Below are 18,197 nucleotides of genomic sequence, written 5' to 3'. Positions count from 1 at the left end.
CCGATGGTACTGCACTCGGGAGGGTGTGGGAGAGTAGGACGCCGCCGGACTCAACGTGAACAGAAAGGCCCACCCTCCGGGGTGGGCCTTTCTGCGTTTGTGGGTAAATCAGTCCCGCGTCTGGGCCGCTTTGCGGATCTCCAGCATTAGTGGGGCCGCCGCGGATTCCGTCTGTTCCGGGAACATCGCCAGGGCGAGGCTGCCGTGGTCCGCCCAGCCGCACACGGCGAACTCGGCGTCCTCCGATTTGGTGAGGCCGCACTTCATAACGCCGCCCAGGTCGCCGGCGTCGACCTCGTGGAGGTTGGTGACGGCACCTTCTTGATCGGCGATCAGCTCGAACGACGTGTCCAGGTCCTTCTCCGGTGACCAGAGCAGTGTGGTGCCGCCGAAGAACAGCACGTTCGCGCTGCCGGCGGTGTAGACGCCGCCCACGGTTTTGTCCATGCTGATCTCCGCGGAGAGGGCTCCCTGCAGGTATTCCGCGGTCGACGCGGCGTCCTCGCTGGTGTTCAGCGTGAGCGAGCCGATCTGCGGTGGTGCGGAGAGAGTGGTGTTCCGCTGAGTGTTCACGTTCCAGGCGAAGTAGCCCAGGCCGGCGCCGCCGACGACCGTCACGACCAGGAGGGCGCCGAGGACGACCTTGCGTACCTTGCTGCGGGACTCGGCGTCTCGGGCGTCTGCTTCGGTCTCCGGTGTCAGCGAGAACGGCGCCTCGGCGATCTCGACGGGCGTGCTCTCCGCCGGGTCCGGATCGGGTGCGCCGGCGGATGGGGGGATGGGCTGGCCACGGTCCGACATCCGGCGAGCCTATCCCTCCGCCGTCGAAGGAGGTGCGAATACCGGTCGCCGCGCGGGGCTCCGTAGACTTGTCGGGTGACCGATGCGACCGAACCCCGTACCCCCGACAGCCGGCCCACCGGTGGCCTCTCCGCCCAGTACCAGCCGGGCGAGGTAGAGCAGCGGCGGTACGAGCGGTGGGTATCGGAGGGCTACTTCAGCGCCGACCCGAAAAGCGACAAGCCGCCGTTCACCATCGTCATCCCGCCGCCGAACGTGACCGGCTCGCTGCACGTCGGCCACGCGCTCGACCACACGATCCAGGACACGCTGGTCCGGTTGAAGCGGATGCAGGGCTTCGAGGTGCTCTGGCTGCCCGGCATGGACCACGCCGGTATCGCCACGCAGAACGTGGTCGAGCGCAAGCTCGCCGAGCAGCAGCTGTCCCGCCACGACCTGGGGCGGGAGAGGTTCGTCGAGCGGGTCTGGGAGTGGAAGGCCGAGTCCGGTGGCGCGATCCTCGGGCAGATGAGGCGGCTCGGCGACTCCGTCGACTGGTCCCGCGAGCGCTTCACCATGGACGAGGGTCTTTCCCGGGCCGTCCAGACGATCTTCAAGAAGATGTACGACGACGGGCTGATCTACCGCGCGAACCGGATCATCAACTGGTGCCCGCGCTGTCTCACCGCGCTCAGCGACATCGAGGTGGAGCACACCGACGACGAGGGCGAGCTGGTCTCGATCCGGTACGGCTCGGGTGAGAACGCCATCGTCGTCGCCACGACCCGTGCCGAGACGATGCTCGGTGACACCGCCGTGGCCGTGCACCCTGACGACGAGCGGTACCGCCATCTGATCGGCACCGAGGTCGAGCTCCCGCTGACCGGCCGGCGCATCCCGATCGTGGCCGACGAGCACGTCGACCCGTCGTTCGGGACCGGCGCGGTGAAGGTGACCCCGGCACACGACCCGAACGACTTCGAGATCGGCCAGCGGCACTCGCTGCCGAGTCTGACCATCATGGATGAACGCGCCGTCATCACCGTACCCGGTCCTTTTGAAGGCCTTGACCGGTATGAAGCGCGCCCTGCAATCGTGGCCGCCCTGCGTGAGCAGGGGCGGATTGTCGCTGAAAAGCGACCCTATCTGCACTCCGTCGGACACTGCTCGCGATGCAAGACCACCGTGGAGCCGCGGCTGTCGCTGCAGTGGTTCGTCAAGACCGGGCCGCTCGCCCAGGCCGCCGGCGACGCGGTGCGTGACGGCCGCGTGAAGATCGAGCCGGTGGAGCTGTCCAAGCGGTACTTCGCCTGGGTCGACAACATGCACGACTGGTGCATCTCGCGCCAGCTGTGGTGGGGCCACCGCATCCCGGTGTGGTACGGACCGGACGGCGAGATCGTCTGCGTCGGACCGGACGACCAGCCGCCGTCCGGTGAGGGCTGGCGCCAGGACGAGGACGTGCTGGACACCTGGTTCTCCTCGGGCCTGTGGCCGTTCTCCACGCTGGGCTGGCCGGAGCAGACCGCCGAGCTGGAGAAGTTCTACCCGACCAGCGTCCTGGTCACCGGCTACGACATCCTGTTCTTCTGGGTCGCCCGGATGATGATGTTCGGGCTGTACGCGATGGACGGAAAACAGCCGTTCGACGTGGTCAACCTGCACGGCATGGTCCGCGACCAGTTCGGCAAGAAGATGTCGAAGTCGTTCGGCAACGTCGTCGACCCGCTCGACTGGATCGACCGGTACGGCGCCGACGCCACCCGCTTCACGCTGGCCCGCGGGGCCAACCCCGGCTCCGACGTGCCGGTCAGCGAGGAGTGGTGCCAGGGCTCCCGCAACTTCTGCAACAAGCTCTGGAACGCCACCCGGTTCGCGCTGATGAACGGCGCCACCGTCGAGGGCCCGCTGCCGGCGCAGTCGGAGCTGTCCGCGGTGGACCGGTGGATCCTGTCCCGCCTCCAGCACGTCATCGGCGAGGTCGACGAGTACTTCGCGTCCTACGAGTACGCGAAGGTCTGCGACGCGCTCTACCACTTCGCGTGGGACGACGTCTGCGACTGGTACCTGGAGCTGAGCAAGCCGGTCCTGGCCGAGGGCGGCCAGACCACCCGCCGCGTGCTGGGTCACGTTCTCGACAAGCTGCTCCGGCTGCTGCACCCGGTCATCCCGTTCGTCACCGAGGAGCTGTGGATCGCGCTCACCGGCGGCGAGACCGTGATGCGGGCGTCCTGGCCGTCGGTCGACAAGGAGCTGATCGACGACGCCGCCGAGGAGGAACTGGCAGCGCTGCAGAAGGTGGTCACCGAGGTGCGGCGGTTCCGCTCCGACCAGGGCCTCAAGCCGAGCCAGCGGGTCACCGCGGCGCTCACCGGCCTGGGCAACGTCGGTATCGACACGCACGAGCCGCTGATCCGTTCGCTGGCCCGGCTCGACGCGCCCGGCGGCGACTTCGCGGCCACCGCGACGCTCGCGGTGACCGGCGGCATCACGGTCGACCTGGACACCCGGGGTGCCATCGACGTGGCGGCCGAGCGCGCGCGGCTCGAGAAGGACCGGGCGGCCGCGGAGAAGGAGGCCACCCAGTGCCGGGCCAAGCTCGGCAACGAGGCGTTCGTCGGCAAGGCACCCGAGCAGGTGGTCGCGAAGATCAAGGAACGGCTGGCGACCGCCGAGGCTGATCTGGTGAGAATTGCCGCCGCTCTCGAGGCGTTGCCGTCAGCATGAGCGAGTACACGGAGGTCGAGGCCGCACTCAACGAGCGCGGCTTCACCCGCATGGTCTTCGACATGCAGAAGATCCGGGACCTGATGGACGTACTGGGCAGCCCGCAGCGGGCGTACCCGTCCGTCCACCTGACCGGGACGAACGGCAAGACCAGCACGGCTCGCATGATCGACGCGTTGCTGCGGGCGCACGGCCTGCACACCGGCCGATACACGAGCCCGCATCTGGAGACGGTTCGCGAGCGGATCAGCCTGGACGGCGATCCGATCAGCGAGGAGCGGCTCGTCGCCACGTACAACGAGGTGGCGCCGCTCGCCGATCTGATCGACGCGCGCAACGCGGAGCCGCTGACGTACTTCGACATGACTACGGCCATGGCGTACGCGACGTTCGCGGACGCGCCGGTCGACATCGCGGTGGTGGAGGTGGGGCTGGGCGGCGAGGAGGACGCGACCAACGTCATCGAGGCGGGCGTCTGCGTGCTCACGCCGATCGGGCTGGACCACACCGAGTGGCTGGGCGACACCATCGAGGACATCGCCTGGCACAAGGTCGGCATCATCCACAAGGGCGCCACCGTGATCACCGCGCTGCAGAGCGAGGAGGCCATGCGGCCGATCCTGGAGCGGTGCGCGGACATGGGTGCCACGCTGGCCCGGGAGGGCAGCGAGTTCGGGGTGATCGAGCGGAACCAGGCGGTCGGCGGTCAGGTGCTGACCCTGCAGGGTCTGGGCGGCGTCTACGAGGAGATCTTCCTGCCGCTGTTCGGCGCGCACCAGGCGCAGAACGCCGCGATCGCGCTGGCGGCCGTCGAGGCGTTCCTCGGTGCCGGCCCGGGCAAGCAGCTCGAGGCGGAGCTGGTCCGGGAGGGTTTCGCCCAGGTCGACTCCCCGGGACGGCTGGAACGCGTCCGCAGCGCGCCGACCATCCTGCTCGACGGCGCGCACAATCCACACGGGATGGCGGCCACGGTCGCCGCGCTGGAGGAGGAGTTCACCTTCCGGCACCTGGTCGCGGTGCTCGCGGTGTTCGCCGACAAGGACGTCACCGGCCTGCTCGACCTGCTCGAGCCGGTGGTGGCCCGGATCGTCGTGACGCAGAACAGCTCGCCCCGTTCGATGCCCGCCGCCGAGCTGGCCGAGCTGGCGACCTCGGTCTTCGGTGAGGACCGGGTGCGGGTCGCGGAGAACATGCCGGACGCCATCGAGGAGGCCGTGGTGCTGGCCGAGGAGGACTCGTCCGGCGAGATGAGCGGCGTGGGTGTCCTGATCACCGGCTCGGTCGTCACCGTCGCCGACGCGCGGAAGCTGCTCAAGCGATGACCGATTCCGACGAGACCGCGACGCCGTCCGAGGGCGAGCCTGCAGCGGCGACTCGCCCTTCCGGGCTTCGCAACCCCCAAGCAGCGGTACGAGGACTCGGCGCCGGAACGTTGGCGATGGAGGCAATCGTCCTGCTCCTGGCGATCCAGCCGATCAAGCTCCTGGGCGGCGACCTCTCCGGCTGGGGAGTCGCGGCCGTGATCACCCTCGCGGTACTGGCCGCCGTGCTGGCCGGGATGATGCGGCACAGCTGGGCGTGGGGCGCCGGCGCGGTCCTGCAGGTCGCCCTGATCGCGTGTGGCCTGCTGCACTGGTCACTGGCCGTCCTGGGCCTGATCTTCGGCGCGGCCTGGGCCTACGCGGCTTACGTCCGCCGCTCGATCCTGGGCTGACCCCGCGCTGCGACGCTGGTCGCTCGATCCTGGGCTGAGCTCCGCCTGCCACGCTCGATCTTGGGCTGAGCCCCGCGCTGCCATGCTTGGCGGCGCGAGGCCTGGGTGGTCAGCGTATGGCGCGCCACTGGGTGATGGCGATGTTGTGGTTGTCCGGGTCGCGGAACGTGGCGGACCAGAGTTCCAGCTTGTCGCCACGATTCACCGCGCGCGGTGAGTGCACGAACTTGACGCCCTTGTCCCGCAGTTCGTCGTGGACCGCCTGGACGTCGCCGACCTCCAGGTTCAGATAGATCAGCCGGCCGGCCTCAACGGCCAGATTGTGTACGGTCCGCAGCACCAGCCGAGTGTCCCCGGACGCGAGCACGGCGCTGCCGTCCCCGCTGTCGATCTCGAAGAACCCGAGGATGTCCCGGTAGAACGCGATCGACCGCTCCAGGTTGGTCACCAGCACGGTGATACCGACGCCGTGGATCGCACCGGCGGGCCCGGGGCGGGCACTCGGGTAAGCGGTGATCACCTCAGCGACGTGCTCATCCGGCTCCGACGTGCCGAAGTCTCCCCGGGCACCGCCGGCGGCGGGGGACGGCGTCGGCTCGGTGGCGGGCTGCTCCGGTCGGTCACTGGAGGGTTCCGTGCCGGCGGGCCTCTCGTCGGATGAGGATGTGCGGCGTGCCGCGGCCCCGGCAACCGCTCCTACCGCGGCGCCGGCGGCCGCGGCGCCCGCTGCGACGGCACCGGTCGCCAGGGGGCCGAGACCGCTGCTCGGGGGTGCGGCTTCCGCACGGGATTCAGCGGGTGCGGCGGCTGGGTATCCGGCCGTGGGATCCGCGACGGGTGGGTTCGGCTGGGGTGGGATGACGTCGTCGGGTGGGACGTCGGCGGTGGCGGGGATGGTTTGGGCCGGGGGCGCGATGATGCCGTCGCTCATGGCGCCGGCTGCTGCGGCGCGGGTCTCGGGAGCGGGTTCCGGGTCGCCCAGCGGGATGTCGATGGGGTCGTGGGCGGTGCTCTCGTGGCCGGCGGGGCCGGCCGGGTGGTCCTCGTCGAGCGGGATGTCGATCTCGTCGACCGGGGCGGGTGCCTCGGGGCGGGTGGTCGACGGCGGCGGTGCGCTCGGGAAGGGGCGGTCGGGCTCCGGTGCGGTCGGTGGTGCGCTGACCGGGGAGGGTGCTGAGGTAGCCGACGCGGGGGTGGGCTCGGGACGCGGCGACGCGGGGGTGGGTTCCGGGTAGGACGGGATCCGCTCGGTACGGCCCGCCTGATCGGCCAGGAACTGCTCGGTGTCCGCGTCGGGCTGGGAGTAGAAGCGGGTCCTGGTACCCGGATCCTCGGGCGACCACGCTTCTCGGGACGGCTCTGCCTCTCGGGACGGCTCCGCGGAAGCGCCGCCGGCGTGCCAGGCGATGGTGTCGGCGTCATCGGTGGGCCCGTCCGTGGTGACACCGTCGGGCGGCGTCGCCTCCGACATGGCGGGCGCCGACGCCCCTGCGGAGGCCGGAGCGCCTGCGGAGGCCGGAGCGGCGAAGGCTGAGGCGGTGCGGCCCGGGGCGGCGGTGCCGGGCGTGGCGGAGGCCGACGTGGCGGTGTCCGCCGCAGTGGCGGCCGATGCGGCGGTGTCTGGCGAAGCGGTCGTCGAGGTGGTGGGGGCGGTGGGGGCCCAGGCTGTGGTGGCGTCGGCGGGTGGGGTGGGCGGAGCCGGTGAGGTGGGGCGGGTCGGCTCGTCGAGGGGTAGGTCGAGGAGGGGGTCGGGTTCGGAGCGTGACTCGGCGGGGGTGCGCTGCGTCGGGGGGCGTCCGGTGGCTGACGCGGCGGTTGCGGCTGCTGCGCCGGCTGCGGCTGCCATGGTTGCTGCCCTGGCCCCGCCCGAGGTGGAGGTGGACTCGGTGCCGGGTGCTGAGGTGGGCGCGCTCGGCGTACCCGAGTCTCGCTCGACTGTCGCCGTGGCCGCGCCGGCGCCGCGGGGTTTGGGGCTTGGCCGGGTGCCGGGTGCGCGACCGGAGGACGGCCCGGAGTAGGCACGTGCGGAAGGCGCGGAAGCGCCGCCGGAACCGGGCACGAAGCCGCCGGCCGCGGACGTGCCGGGACCCGGACCGGCAGCGGGCTCGCCCGGCTCGTCACCGGCGGACCCAGCCGCGGCACCGGAAGCGAACCCGGCCGCCGGACCGGAAGCGGAGCCGGCCGGACCGGAGCCGGCCGGACCGGAGCCGGCCGGACCGGAGCCGGCCGGACCGGAGCCGGCCGGACCGGAGCCGGCTGCGGGGCCGGAAGCAAAACCGGGGCCGGAAGCGGGACCGGGGCCGGAGGCAAAATCGGGGGCGGCGTCGGGGCCGGACGGTGACGGGCCGGTGAACGGGCTGGCGCCCGGTGCGCGGCGGGGAAGTGGAGCCGGTTCCTCGTCTCCGACGACCTGGCCCTCCACTATCGTGCCGGTCGGTGTGTCGCGGACCACGACCGGCGTGGTCGCGCGGTCTTCGCTGTAGGCGGAGGCGCGCGGCCCGGGTGGCGGCGGGGGCGGCGGCTCGTCCGGGTCGAAGGACCAGTCGTGGTCGCGGCCCTCCCACGGCATCGGGCCGACCGAGCCGAGCACCTCGTCGTCGACCTCGTCGCTCTCCGGGTCGGCGGCGGGCGGTGCGGGCGGTGGCGGGTCCTCACCCTCGTCGCGGGCGGCCGCGTCGGCCCAGTTGACGCGTACTCGGCGGGTGTCGTCGACGTCCACGGTGATCGGCACGGTGGAGCCGACGAGCGGCCACTTCGCGACCGGTACCCGCGACTCGCGGATCGTCGTCTCGAACGTGCCCAGGCCGGGTGCGACCACGATCGCCCCGATCTCGGCCCGTCCGTACGCCGAGGAGAGCGGCGGCGGCGGGATCGACGTGACCTCGGCGCTGCCGGCGACGGTGGCCCGGCCGCCGCGCCGGCCGGCGACGTTGAACACCGCCAGCACTATCGCCACGATCAGGATGGCGACGCCGAGGAACGCGACCGCCATGCTCGACATGCCGAGCCCGAAAACGATCACAAAGACCGCGAGCGTGCCCATGACCGCCGCCACCAGTTTGCGGGCGGGGGCGATGGGCCGGCCGGTCTGGTTCGCCACTGTGGACCTCCCGGTTGTTCCCCGTCAGGTTATGGCCCGCCGACGGCTCCGCGAAAGTGCGGCAGTCCGGGCATCGCCGCTCACCCCGTTCGTGGTACCGATAGGCTGAACCTCCCGCGTGTCGGGCAGTCGTCTTTACGGAGGAACCGCGTGTCCAGCTCCACCGAGCGTTCGCTCGTCCTCGTCAAGCCGGACGCGGTCCGCCGCGGCCTGCTCGGCGAGATCCTGTCCCGCTTCGAGCGTAAGGGCCTGGTCATCGAGGCGCTGGAGTTGCGCACGATGGAGCCGTCACTGGCCGACGAGCACTACGCCGAGCACGTCGAGCGCGACTTCTACCCCCCGCTGAAGGCGTTCATGACGAGCGGGCCGCTGGTGGCGCTGGTGCTCTCCGGTGACTCGGTGATCGACGTGGTCCGCGCGATGATCGGCGCCACCGACGGGCGCAAGGCCGCGGCCGGCACGATCCGCGGTGATCTTGCTCTCTCCAACCGGGAGAACCTGGTGCACGCGTCCGACTCTCCGGAGAGCGCCGTGCGTGAGCTCGCGCTCTGGTTCCCCAAGCTGTAATCAGATCGTCTCCAGGCTGGCCCGGCGGCGGGATTCCGCCTCGAAAACCTTGAGCAGTCCGGCCGCCGCCAGCGCGTAACCCGCGCCGACCAGCAGTTCCGTGCCCAGTGCCGGCAGTGCCACAGCGAGACCGTGCCCGGCGGCGAGCAGCCGGGCCGCCTCCGCCGCGTGGGTGATCGGCAGGGCCTGTCCGACGCTGATCATCCACTGCGGCAGGTCGCCCCGGGGCACGTTCACGCCGGTGAGCAGCAGGAGCAGGGCCGCCGCGACGTTCGAGACGACGAAGACGTCGCGGAAGCGCAGGCCGAGCGCGCCCAGCGTGAGACCGAAGAACGCGCAGGACACCGAGCCGGCCGCGAGCGCCAGGGCCAGGCCGGGCAGCGCGGCGAGCGGGATGTGCAGGCCGAGCAGCAGCGAGCCGACGGTCAGGCTGAAAGCCGCTATCAGAAGACCATTGCAAGCGTACGGAAGAACGCGCCCCCAAAAGATCGCCGTGCGGCTGCGAGGCGACAGCAGCACGTGTCCCAGGGTTCCGTACCGGCGTTCGTTGGCGACAGCCATCGTCCCGCCGTAGACGCAGGCGGTCGACGCGGCCAGCACGGCGTTGCCGACGATGAAGAACCGGTCGTCGGCCACCTGCAGCTGGCGGCCGAGATACGCGAAGAAGATCAGCTGGAACGTCGGGCCGGCGAGCAGGGTTCCCGCGTACATCGCCGGTGAGGTCCAGTTGAACAGGGCCCGGTACGCGAGCGCGCCGCCCGTGGTGATCAGTCGCAGTGTGCTCATGACAGCGCCAGGGTTCCGGCCGCGCGGGCGCGGCGTTCGAACGAGGTGAGGCAGTACGCGCCGAGCGCCAGGCAGGCCGTGCTGATGGCCAGGCAGAGCGCGACGGACGGCCAGACCGGCCCGCCGGAGACGGCTTCCCGGACGGCGCGAGCGCCCCACGTGGTCGGCAGGATCGCGGCGAGCGGCAACGTCCAGGACGGCAGCACGCTGATCGGCACGAGCATCCCGGAGAGCAGCCAGACCGGGTAGTCGAGCGGGTTCGCCAGGGCGTTGGCGTTGCGCATCAGCACGAACACCGAGGCCAGCAGCAGCCCGAACATGCCGAGCCCGGCCACGCAGGCGGCCACCGCGGCGAGGAAGGCCGGCGGGTGGGCGAACTCCAGCCGGATGCCGTAGAGCAGGCGGCCCCAGAGCAGCGTGGCGAGCAGGGCGTACGTGCCGGTGACCGCGGTCGCGACGGTGATCGGCAGGAGCACCGCGACCGGGCGCCGCGGTGCCAGCATGATCATTTCCAGGGTGCCCTGCCAGCGCTGGTTCTGTATCGCGCCGCCGGACCCGAAGAGCACGGTGGACCAGACGCCCATCAGCCCGGCGCCGACCGCGGCCTCGATCAGCCGGTGCGGCTCGCCGGCGGCGCGGAACAGGTAGACCGCCAGGGTGGCCTGCACGATCGGCACGACGAGCGCGATCGCGATCTCGAACGGGGACCGGCTCATGTGCTTGGCGTGCAGCAGGACGCCGATCATCAGGGTTCTCATGCCGCGCTCACGATCGCCACGTACGCGTCCTCCAGGGTCGGCTCCCGGCTGTTGACCCGGCCCAGCCGGACACCGGCCAGTTCCCGCAGGACGTCACCCTGCACGTCGAGGTGGGCGTCGGACTGGACGGTGAGCAGTTGCAGCGAACCGCGTTCCTCGACCGCCGTCTCGCGGACGCCGGGCAGCCCCCGTAGAGCGGTGATCGCGGAGTCGGGTACGCCGTACGCCTCAACCTCCACGACCCGACGCCCGTCCGCCCGGCGCCGCAGCTCGGCGGGTGTGCCGAGCGCCTGGATCCGGCCGTCGGCGATCACCGCGATCCGGTCGCAGAGTTCGTCCGCCTCGGCCATGTAGTGGGTGGTGAGCAGCACCGTGGTGCCGTTTGCCGCCAGATCGGCGACGGTCGCCCGCAGTTCGCGCGCCGCGACCGGGTCCACGCCGATCGACGGCTCGTCGAGGAAGAGCACGTCCGGCTCGTGCAGCAGGCCGCGCGCGATGTGCAGGCGCTGCCGCATGCCCCGCGAGTAGCCCTCGACCCGTTCGTTCTCCCGCCCGGCCAGTCCGACCACCTCGAGCGATTCGGCGATGGCGGCCTTCTGCGCGTGCGGAGGCACACCGTAGAGCTCGGCGAAGTAGCGCAGGTTGTCCAGCCCGGAGAGGCGGTCGTAGAGGCCGCGGTCGCCGCCGAACACGTACCCGATCCGGCGCCGCACCTCGCGCGTGCGGGTGACCACGTCGAACCCGCAGATCCGAGCCGTCCCGGAGGTCGGGATCAGCAGCGTGTTGAGCATCTTGATGGTGGTCGTCTTGCCGGCGCCGTTCGGTCCGAGCAGGCCGAACAGCTCGCCGGGCCGGATCGTCAGGTCCACGCCCCGGACCGCTTCCACGACGGCGCGGCGGCGCTGCCGGTAGGTGCGGCGCAGGCCCTCCGCCTCGATGGCGTACTCACTTCCCATGGCCGCGAACGTAGAACGGCCGGGGGACTCAGGAAACGGATTCGGTTCCGGCCGAATCTCCGCCCAGGAGCGTGACCAGAGCGACGCCCGCGGGCTCCAGGCCGTACAGGACCCGGCGCCCGGCCCGGCGGCGGTGGATCACGCCGGCCGCCTGCAGACCGGTGAGGTGCTCGGAGACCGTGCTGGGTGCCAGGCCCAGGGAGACGGAGAGCGCCGTTGTGGTGGCCGGCACGGTGAGCGCGCGCAGGACCGCGGCGCGGCCCCGGCCGACGAGCAGCGCGAGCCGGTCCGAGTCCGGCACGGGCGCGGGCGTGGAGGCCAGCAGCGCGGCACCCCGGGACTGGTAGGTGACCATGACGACGTCGGGGTGGTCGGTCGAGCACATCAGCGCGCCGCGGGAGAAGATCAGCGGGACCAGCAGCAGCCGCTGGTTCACCGCGTCGAACGAGTGCTCCAGCGGTTTGACCAGGGTGAGCACCGGCCGCTCCCAGCGGATCCGCTCGTGCAGCCGGGCGAGCAGGGCGTCCGGGCCGTCGGCGGCGAGCGCCCGGGCCCGCAGCAGCACCTCCTCGTCGAGGGCCGCCCGCATGGCCGGCCAGTGCGGGGCGATCGCACCCTCCCAGTACGCCTCGAGGCCGTCGGCGAGCCGGTTGAGCGCGGTGTGCCGGTCGTCGCGGAACGGCCGCAGGAAATCCGGCACGTCACCGTCCGGGTAGTACTTGTCGAGCTGCTCGGAGATCAGCTCGGCCGGCGTCTCCCGTAGCCGGGCCACCTGCTCGGCGAAGGTGGGCAGGGCGGTCTCCGGGAGCGGGTCGAGGAAGTCCGGCGAGGCGCCGGGCAGCCGGAAGTAGAGCGACACCGGCTCGGTCGCCGGGTCGCTGCGCAGCACGCGGCGTGCCTCGCGCGCCCACCCGTCGTAGGGCCACGGAACCCGGTCCGGGTTGCGGTGCAGCAGGTAGAGGCTGCACACGGCTTCGGCGAGCGGGCTGATCGCGATCCGGGTGCGCGCCAGAGTGGGTTCGTCGATCTCGATCCGGATCACATGTCGAAGTTTAGGCAGTGGCCACCAGACGGCCAGATCCGATCGATAGGTATCAGAGCATGACTTCGATCTCACGACGGAACCTGTTGCGGGCCGGCCTCGCGGGTGGAGCCGCCGGCGCGGTGTTCGAAGCGCTGGCGTTCTCCTCGCGCGGCTCCCGGCCGCTGATCACCCACGGTGTGCAGAGCGGCGACGTGACCGGCGGCTCGGCCGTGGTCTGGAGCCGGGCGGACCGGCCGGGGCGGCTCTGGGTGCAGACCAGCCGCCGGCCGGACTTCCGCGGTTCCCGGGTGCTGCGCGGCCCGGTGGTGACCCCGGAGACGGACTTCACCGGCAAGGTGCGGCTGCGCGGACTGCCCGCCGGCGAGCGGTTGTACTACCGGGTCAGGGTGGAGAGCCTGGACCGGCCCGGCCTGTTCAGCGCGCCGGTGAGCGGGCGGCTGGCCACGGCGCCGGCCTCCCGCAGCGACATCCGGTTCGTCTGGACGGGCGACGTCGCGGGGCAGGGCTGGGGCATCGATCCCGCCTTCGGCGGCATGCGGATCTTCGAGTCGATGCGGCAGCGGCGGCCGGACTTCCTGCTGCACAGCGGGGACACCGTGTACGCCGACGGCCCGCTCACCGAGACCGTCGCCCTGCCCGACGGCCGGATCTGGCGGAACCTGATGACCGACGCCAAGTCCAAGGTCGCCGAGACCCTCGACGAGTTCCGCGGCCAGTACGCGTACAACCTGCTGGACGAGCACTACCGGCGGTTCGCGGCCGAGGTGCCGCAGATCAACCAGTGGGACGACCACGAGGTGACCAACAACTGGTACCCGGGGGAGATCCTGACCGACACCCGGTACACCGAGAAGCGGGTGGACGTGCTCGCCGCCCGGGCACAGCAGGCGTACCTGGAGTGGCTGCCGCTGCCGGACCGGGCCGCGCCGATCTACCGGAAGATCTCCTACGGGCCGCTGCTCGACGTGTTCGTGCTGGACATGCGCACTGTCAAGGACGTCAACGACGGCAACACGTACGCCGACCCGAAGCGCGGCCTGCTCGGCGCCGTCCAGCGAGCCTGGCTGATCGACGGGCTGCGCCGCAGTCGTGCCACCTGGAAGGTGATCGCCGCCGACCTGCCGCTCGGCCTGGTCGTGCCGGACGGCGCCGCCGCGCAGGAGGGCGTCGCGCAGGGCGACCCGGGCGCACCGAAGGGCCGCGAGCTGGAGTTCGCCGAGGTGCTGCGGGCAGCGCACCGGCACCGGGTGAAGGGGATCGTGTTCCTCACCGCGGACGTGCACTACACCGCCGCGCACCACTACGACCCGGCGCGGGCGGCGGTCCAGGACTTCACGCCGTTCTGGGAGTTCGTGTCCGGTCCGGCGCACGCGGGCGCTTTCGGGCCGAACGCGCTCGACGCGACGTTCGGGCCGGAGGCGGTCTTCGTGAACGCGCCGCCGGCCGCGAACACGTCACCGGCGAGCGGGTTCCAGCACTTCGGCGAGGTGAACATCGACGGGGAGTCGGGCGCGTTCACCGTACATTTGCGGGACCGTGACGGCACCGCTCTCTGGACCACGACGCTGCACGCGTAATGCGGATGAGGGAATCCGGGGGTGGCCGGTATCGTTGTTGCCACGCAGGCGCCGAACCGGCCATCACCGGGGAGCCTTCGGAAGAACAGGCGCAAGCCTCAGTAGAACCGGGCGGCAACCGGACCGCGCAGCACTCCGGCGAATGAGCGGGCGTTCCCCCGAACGCCAAGCGAGGTGGTACCGCGGGCGTGTTCAGCGCTCGTCCTCGCAGTTCCGAGTTGTGAACTGCTTGAGGAGAACTACCGATGGCCTATCCGAAGCACAGCGACGCGACCGGCGTCCCGGCCTCGCCGGACCTGCCGGCGGTCGAGCGCGCGGTCCTCGATCACTGGGCGGCCGACAAGACGTTCGAGGCGTCCGTGGAGCGGCGCCCGGCCGGGGAGAACGGCTCGAACGAGTACGTCTTCTACGACGGCCCGCCGTTCGCCAACGGCCTGCCGCACTACGGGCACCTCTTCACCGGTTACGTGAAGGATCTGGTGCCGCGCTACCAGACGATGCGCGGCAGGCGGGTGGAGCGCCGGTTCGGCTGGGACACCCACGGCCTGCCCGCCGAGGTCGAGGCGGAGAAGCAGCTCGGCATCACGACCAAGGCGCAGATCGTCGAGCTGGGGATCGACAAGTTCAACGAGGCCTGCCGGGCGTCGGTGCTGGCGTACACCAAGGACTGGGAGCGTTACGTGACGCGCCAGGCCCGGTGGGTTGACTTCGCCGACGACTACAAGACGCTCGACCCGGCGTACATGGAGTCGGTCATGTGGGCGTTCAAGACGCTGCATGACAAGGGCCTGGTCTACGAGGGCTTCCGCGTCCTGGCCTACTGCTTCCGGTGCGAGACCCCGCTGTCGAACACCGAGACGCGGATGGACGACGTCTACCGGGACCGGACCGACCCGGCGCTGACCGTGAAGTTCCGGCTGGAGACCGGCGAGGACATCGCGGTCTGGACGACCACGCCGTGGACGCTGCCGTCGAACCTGGCGCTCGCTGTCGGCCCCGACATCGAGTACGCGGTTCTGGAGAAGGACGGCCAGAAGCTGTTGCTCGGCGCCGGCCGGGTGGGTGCCTACGCCAAAGAGCTTGAGGGGTACGAGCAGACGGGCTCTGTTCTCGGCCGGGAGCTGGTCGGGCGCCGCTACACCCCGCTGTTCGACTTCCTCGTCGAGCCGGGCGGGGAGAACGCCTTCCAGGTCCTCGGCGCGGACTTCGTGACCACCGAGGACGGCACCGGGGTCGTGCACATGGCGCCGGCGTTCGGCGAGGACGACCAGAACGCCTGCAACACGGCCGGCATCCCGACCGTGGTGACCGTCGACGAGCACACCCGGTTCACCTCGCTGGTCCCCGATTTCGAGGGCCTGCAGGTCTTCGACGCGAACAAGCCGGTGATCGCCGCTCTCAAGGAGCGCGGCGTGGTGCTGCGCCACGACGGGTACACGCACTCGTACCCGCACTGCTGGCGCTGCGACACCCCGCTCGTCTACAAGGCGGTCTCCTCGTGGTTCGTGGCGGTCACCCGGTTCCGTGACCGGATGGTCGAGCTGAACCAGCAGATCAGCTGGACGCCGTCGCACATCAAGGACGGCTCGTTCGGCAAGTGGCTGTCCAACGCCCGTGACTGGTCGATCTCCCGGAACCGGTTCTGGGGCTCGCCGATCCCGGTGTGGAAGTCGGACGACCCGCAGTACCCGCGCGTCGACGTCTACGGCTCGTACGAGGAGCTGGAGCGCGACTTCGGCGTGAAGGTCACCGACCTGCACCGGCCGTACGTGGACGAGCTGACCCGGCCGAACCCGGACGACCCGACCGGCAGGTCGACCATGCGGCGGGTGCCGGAGGTGCTGGACTGCTGGTTCGAGTCCGGCTCGATGCCGTTCGCCCAGGTGCACTACCCGTTCGAGAACAAGGAGTGGTTCGAGCACCACTACCCGGGCGACTTCATCGTCGAGTACATCGGCCAGACGCGCGGCTGGTTCTACACCATGCACGTGCTGGCGACGGCGCTGTTCGACCGGCCGGCGTTCCTCAACTGTCTCAGCCACGGCATCCTGCTGGGCGAGGACGGGCGCAAGATGTCCAAGTCGCTGCGGAACTACCCGGACGTCTACCGGGTGTTCGACACGTACGGCTCGGACGCCATGCGCTGGATGCTGATGTCGTCGCCGGTGCTGCGTGGCGGGGACATGCCGGTCACCGAGGTCGCCATCCGGGACTCGGTGCGCCAGGTGCTGCTGCCGCTCTGGAACGTCTGGTACTTCTTCAGCCTCTACGCCAACGCCTCCGGCTACGAGGCGAAGTTCCGGGCGGACTCCACGCACCTGCTCGACCGGTACGTGCTCGCCAAGACCGGTGAGCTGGTCACCGACGTCCAGAAGCAGATGGACGACTACGACATCTCGGGTGCCGCGGCCAGCGTCCGCTCCTACCTTGACGCGCTGACCAACTGGTACGTCCGCCGGTCCCGGGACCGCTTCTGGGCCGGTGACGAGGACGCGTTCGACACCCTGGCCACCGTGCTGGAGACCCTCTGCCGGGTGGTGGCGCCGATGGCGCCGCTGACCGCCGAGGAGATCTGGCGCGGCCTGACCGGCGGCCGTTCGGTGCACCTGACCGACTGGCCCTCGGCGGACGCGTTCCCGGCCGACCACGACCTGGTGGCGTCGATGGACGCGATCCGGGACGTGGCCTCGGCGGCGCTGTCGCTGCGCAAGGCGAAGGGCCTGCGGGTCCGGCTGCCGCTGGCGTCCGCGACCGTGGCCACCCCGTCCGGCGCGCGGCTGGCCGGGCTCGGTGACCTGCTCAAGGACGAGGTCAACGTCAAGGACGTTGTCTTCACCGACGACGTCGCCGCGTACTGTCAGCAGGTTTTGACCGTCGTCCCGCGTGCCCTTGGCCCGCGCGTCGGCAAGCAGGTCCAGCAGGTGATCAAGGCGGTGAAGGCGGGCGAGTGGCAGCTCGTCGACGGCGCGCCGGTCGCGGCCGGCGTCACCCTCGCCGAGGGGGAGTTCGAGCTGAAGCTGGTCGCCGCGGACGTGGAGAACTCCGCGCCGCTGCCGGCCGGTGGCGGCGTCGTGGTGCTCGACACCGCGGTCACCCCGGAGCTGGCCGCCGAGGGCCTGGCGCGCGACGTGATCCGCGTCGTGCAGCAGGCCCGCCGCGACGCCGACCTGGACGTCAGCGACCGGATCACGCTGGAGCTGTCGGCCTCGCCGGCGGTGCGGGCGGCGGTCGAGACGTTCCAGGAGTTCGTGGCCGGTGAGACCCTCGCCACCTCGGTGTCGTTCGCCGAACTGGAGGCCGGCGTCACCGGATTCGGCGGCGAGGTCGGCGACGGCGAGCCGGTAGCGGTCAAGGTCACAGCGAGCTAATCAACCGATTGGCCCGGATGTTCGCCTGGTGGGGGCGAATGTCCGGGCCTCGGCGCAAGATCATTAGGTACTTCCGCGCCCGGGTCCGATAACCTCTCCTCACCCCTTTCCACTACTAGGCACCCTGGTGTTCCCGGAGGACGAGTTGCCGCTGCTCTACTCAATCGGCAAAGCCACCGTCGGCAATACGCTGATGATTGGCTGGCGGCCGCGCGTCGAAGGCATCGAGCACATCCCACGGACCGGGGGCGCGATCTTCGCGGGTAATCACCTCTCGGTCGCCGATGAGCTGTTCCTCGGTGCCGTGGTGCCGCGCCACCTGGCGTTCTGGGCCAAGTCGGACTACTTCACCGGCACCGGCGTCAAGGGCTTCCTCAACCGCAAGCTGATGGAGGGCCTCGGCGCGATCCGCGTCGAGCGGGCCGGCGGCCGGGCGGCGCTCACCGCGTTCGACGCGGCCATCCCGGCACTGCACTCCGGCGACCTGGTCGCGGTCTACCCCGAGGGCACCCGCTCCCCGGACGGCAAGCTCTACCGGGGGCGCACCGGCGTGGCGCGCCTGGCGGTCGCCGCCGGCGTGCCGATCATCCCGGTCGGCATGCTCGGCACGGAGAAGGTGCAGCCGATCGGCCGCCTCTACCCGAAGCTCATGCGCAACACCGTGACCGTCAAGTTCGGCAAGCCGATCGAGACGATCGGCCGCTCCGACGACCGGACGGCGCTGCGCGAGCTCACCGACCAGGTCATGCTGGAGATCCAGAAACTGACCGGCCAGGAGTACGTGTCGAGGTACGCCCCGCCCAAGCGCGAGGAGTGACC

The 18,197-nt window shown here is 71.0% G+C and carries 13 protein-coding genes; 7 read left to right on the top strand and 6 right to left on the bottom strand.

Annotation, left to right across the window (positions count from 1 at the left end; all coding sequences use genetic code 11):
* Window positions 1-108: 108 nt before the first annotated feature.
* Window positions 109-801, bottom strand: a complete 693-nt coding sequence (locus AB0M02_RS45635; protein ID WP_364238786.1) for a hypothetical protein — start codon at window positions 799-801, stop codon at window positions 109-111.
* 75 nt (window positions 802-876) lie between these two features.
* Between AB0M02_RS45635 and AB0M02_RS45630 the strand changes: the two genes are divergently transcribed.
* The 3 genes from AB0M02_RS45630 to AB0M02_RS45620 are packed head-to-tail and all read left to right on the top strand — an operon-like array spanning window position 877 to window position 5,221.
* Window positions 877-3,507, top strand: coding sequence for a valine--tRNA ligase (locus AB0M02_RS45630; protein ID WP_364238785.1), 2,631 nt, complete (start codon window positions 877-879; stop codon window positions 3,505-3,507).
* Entirely contained in the window at window positions 3,504-4,829 is a 1,326-nt protein-coding gene (locus AB0M02_RS45625; protein ID WP_364238784.1) for a folylpolyglutamate synthase/dihydrofolate synthase family protein, read from the top strand. The genes AB0M02_RS45630 and AB0M02_RS45625 overlap by 4 nt, the downstream gene beginning before the upstream one ends.
* The gene (locus tag AB0M02_RS45620) at window positions 4,826-5,221 is read left to right on the top strand and encodes a DUF4233 domain-containing protein (RefSeq protein WP_364238783.1); all 396 of its coding nucleotides are present in this window, start codon (window positions 4,826-4,828) and stop codon (window positions 5,219-5,221) included. Before AB0M02_RS45625 ends, AB0M02_RS45620 begins: the two co-directional genes overlap by 4 nt.
* A 109-nt stretch (window positions 5,222-5,330) precedes the next feature.
* Here the strand turns inward: AB0M02_RS45620 and AB0M02_RS45615 are convergent, their stop codons facing one another.
* Window positions 5,331-8,321, bottom strand: a complete 2,991-nt coding sequence (locus AB0M02_RS45615; RefSeq protein WP_364238782.1) for a VOC family protein — start codon at window positions 8,319-8,321, stop codon at window positions 5,331-5,333.
* Window positions 8,322-8,471: 150 nt separating this feature from the next.
* On the opposite strand from AB0M02_RS45615, the gene ndk reads away from it, so the two are divergent.
* Complete coding sequence (gene ndk / locus AB0M02_RS45610; protein WP_364238781.1) at window positions 8,472-8,888, top strand: nucleoside-diphosphate kinase; 417 nt, start codon at window positions 8,472-8,474, stop codon at window positions 8,886-8,888.
* Here ndk and AB0M02_RS45605 read toward each other — a convergent pair whose 3' ends face one another.
* From AB0M02_RS45605 to AB0M02_RS45590, 4 genes are read right to left on the bottom strand one after another with little or no spacing between them, the layout of a single operon-like run.
* On the bottom strand, window positions 8,889-9,674 hold the full coding sequence (locus AB0M02_RS45605) for an ABC transporter permease (RefSeq protein ID WP_364238780.1): 786 nt from the start codon (window positions 9,672-9,674) through the stop codon (window positions 8,889-8,891).
* On the bottom strand, window positions 9,671-10,432 hold the full coding sequence (locus tag AB0M02_RS45600) for an ABC transporter permease (RefSeq protein WP_364238779.1): 762 nt from the start codon (window positions 10,430-10,432) through the stop codon (window positions 9,671-9,673). Before AB0M02_RS45600 ends, AB0M02_RS45605 begins: the two co-directional genes overlap by 4 nt.
* Window positions 10,429-11,388 carry an ABC transporter ATP-binding protein gene (locus AB0M02_RS45595; RefSeq protein WP_364238778.1) on the bottom strand — a complete coding sequence of 320 codons (960 nt, stop codon included), beginning with the start codon at window positions 11,386-11,388 and terminating at the stop codon, window positions 10,429-10,431. The genes AB0M02_RS45600 and AB0M02_RS45595 overlap by 4 nt, the downstream gene beginning before the upstream one ends.
* A gap of 28 nt (window positions 11,389-11,416) precedes the next feature.
* Window positions 11,417-12,430 carry a hypothetical protein gene (locus AB0M02_RS45590; RefSeq protein ID WP_364238777.1) on the bottom strand — a complete coding sequence of 338 codons (1,014 nt, stop codon included), beginning with the start codon at window positions 12,428-12,430 and terminating at the stop codon, window positions 11,417-11,419.
* 59 nt (window positions 12,431-12,489) lie between these two features.
* Here AB0M02_RS45590 and AB0M02_RS45585 point away from each other — a divergent pair, with 59 nt between their 5' ends.
* From AB0M02_RS45585 to AB0M02_RS45575, 3 genes are all read left to right on the top strand, one after another.
* On the top strand, window positions 12,490-14,010 hold the full coding sequence (locus AB0M02_RS45585) for an alkaline phosphatase D family protein (protein ID WP_364238776.1): 1,521 nt from the start codon (window positions 12,490-12,492) through the stop codon (window positions 14,008-14,010).
* A gap of 245 nt (window positions 14,011-14,255) precedes the next feature.
* On the top strand, window positions 14,256-17,378 hold the full coding sequence (ileS, locus tag AB0M02_RS45580) for an isoleucine--tRNA ligase (protein ID WP_364238775.1): 3,123 nt from the start codon (window positions 14,256-14,258) through the stop codon (window positions 17,376-17,378).
* 145 nt (window positions 17,379-17,523) lie between these two features.
* Window positions 17,524-18,195 carry a lysophospholipid acyltransferase family protein gene (locus tag AB0M02_RS45575; protein WP_364238788.1) on the top strand — a complete coding sequence of 224 codons (672 nt, stop codon included), beginning with the start codon at window positions 17,524-17,526 and terminating at the stop codon, window positions 18,193-18,195.
* Window positions 18,196-18,197: the final 2 nt, after the last annotated feature.

It is taken from the genome of Actinoplanes sp. NPDC051861 (genome assembly GCF_040681145.1).
GTDB lineage: Bacteria > Actinomycetota > Actinomycetes > Mycobacteriales > Micromonosporaceae > Actinoplanes.
The sequence above is the reverse complement of the archived record's forward strand: the minus strand, read 5'-3'. Positions and strand labels throughout refer to the sequence as shown.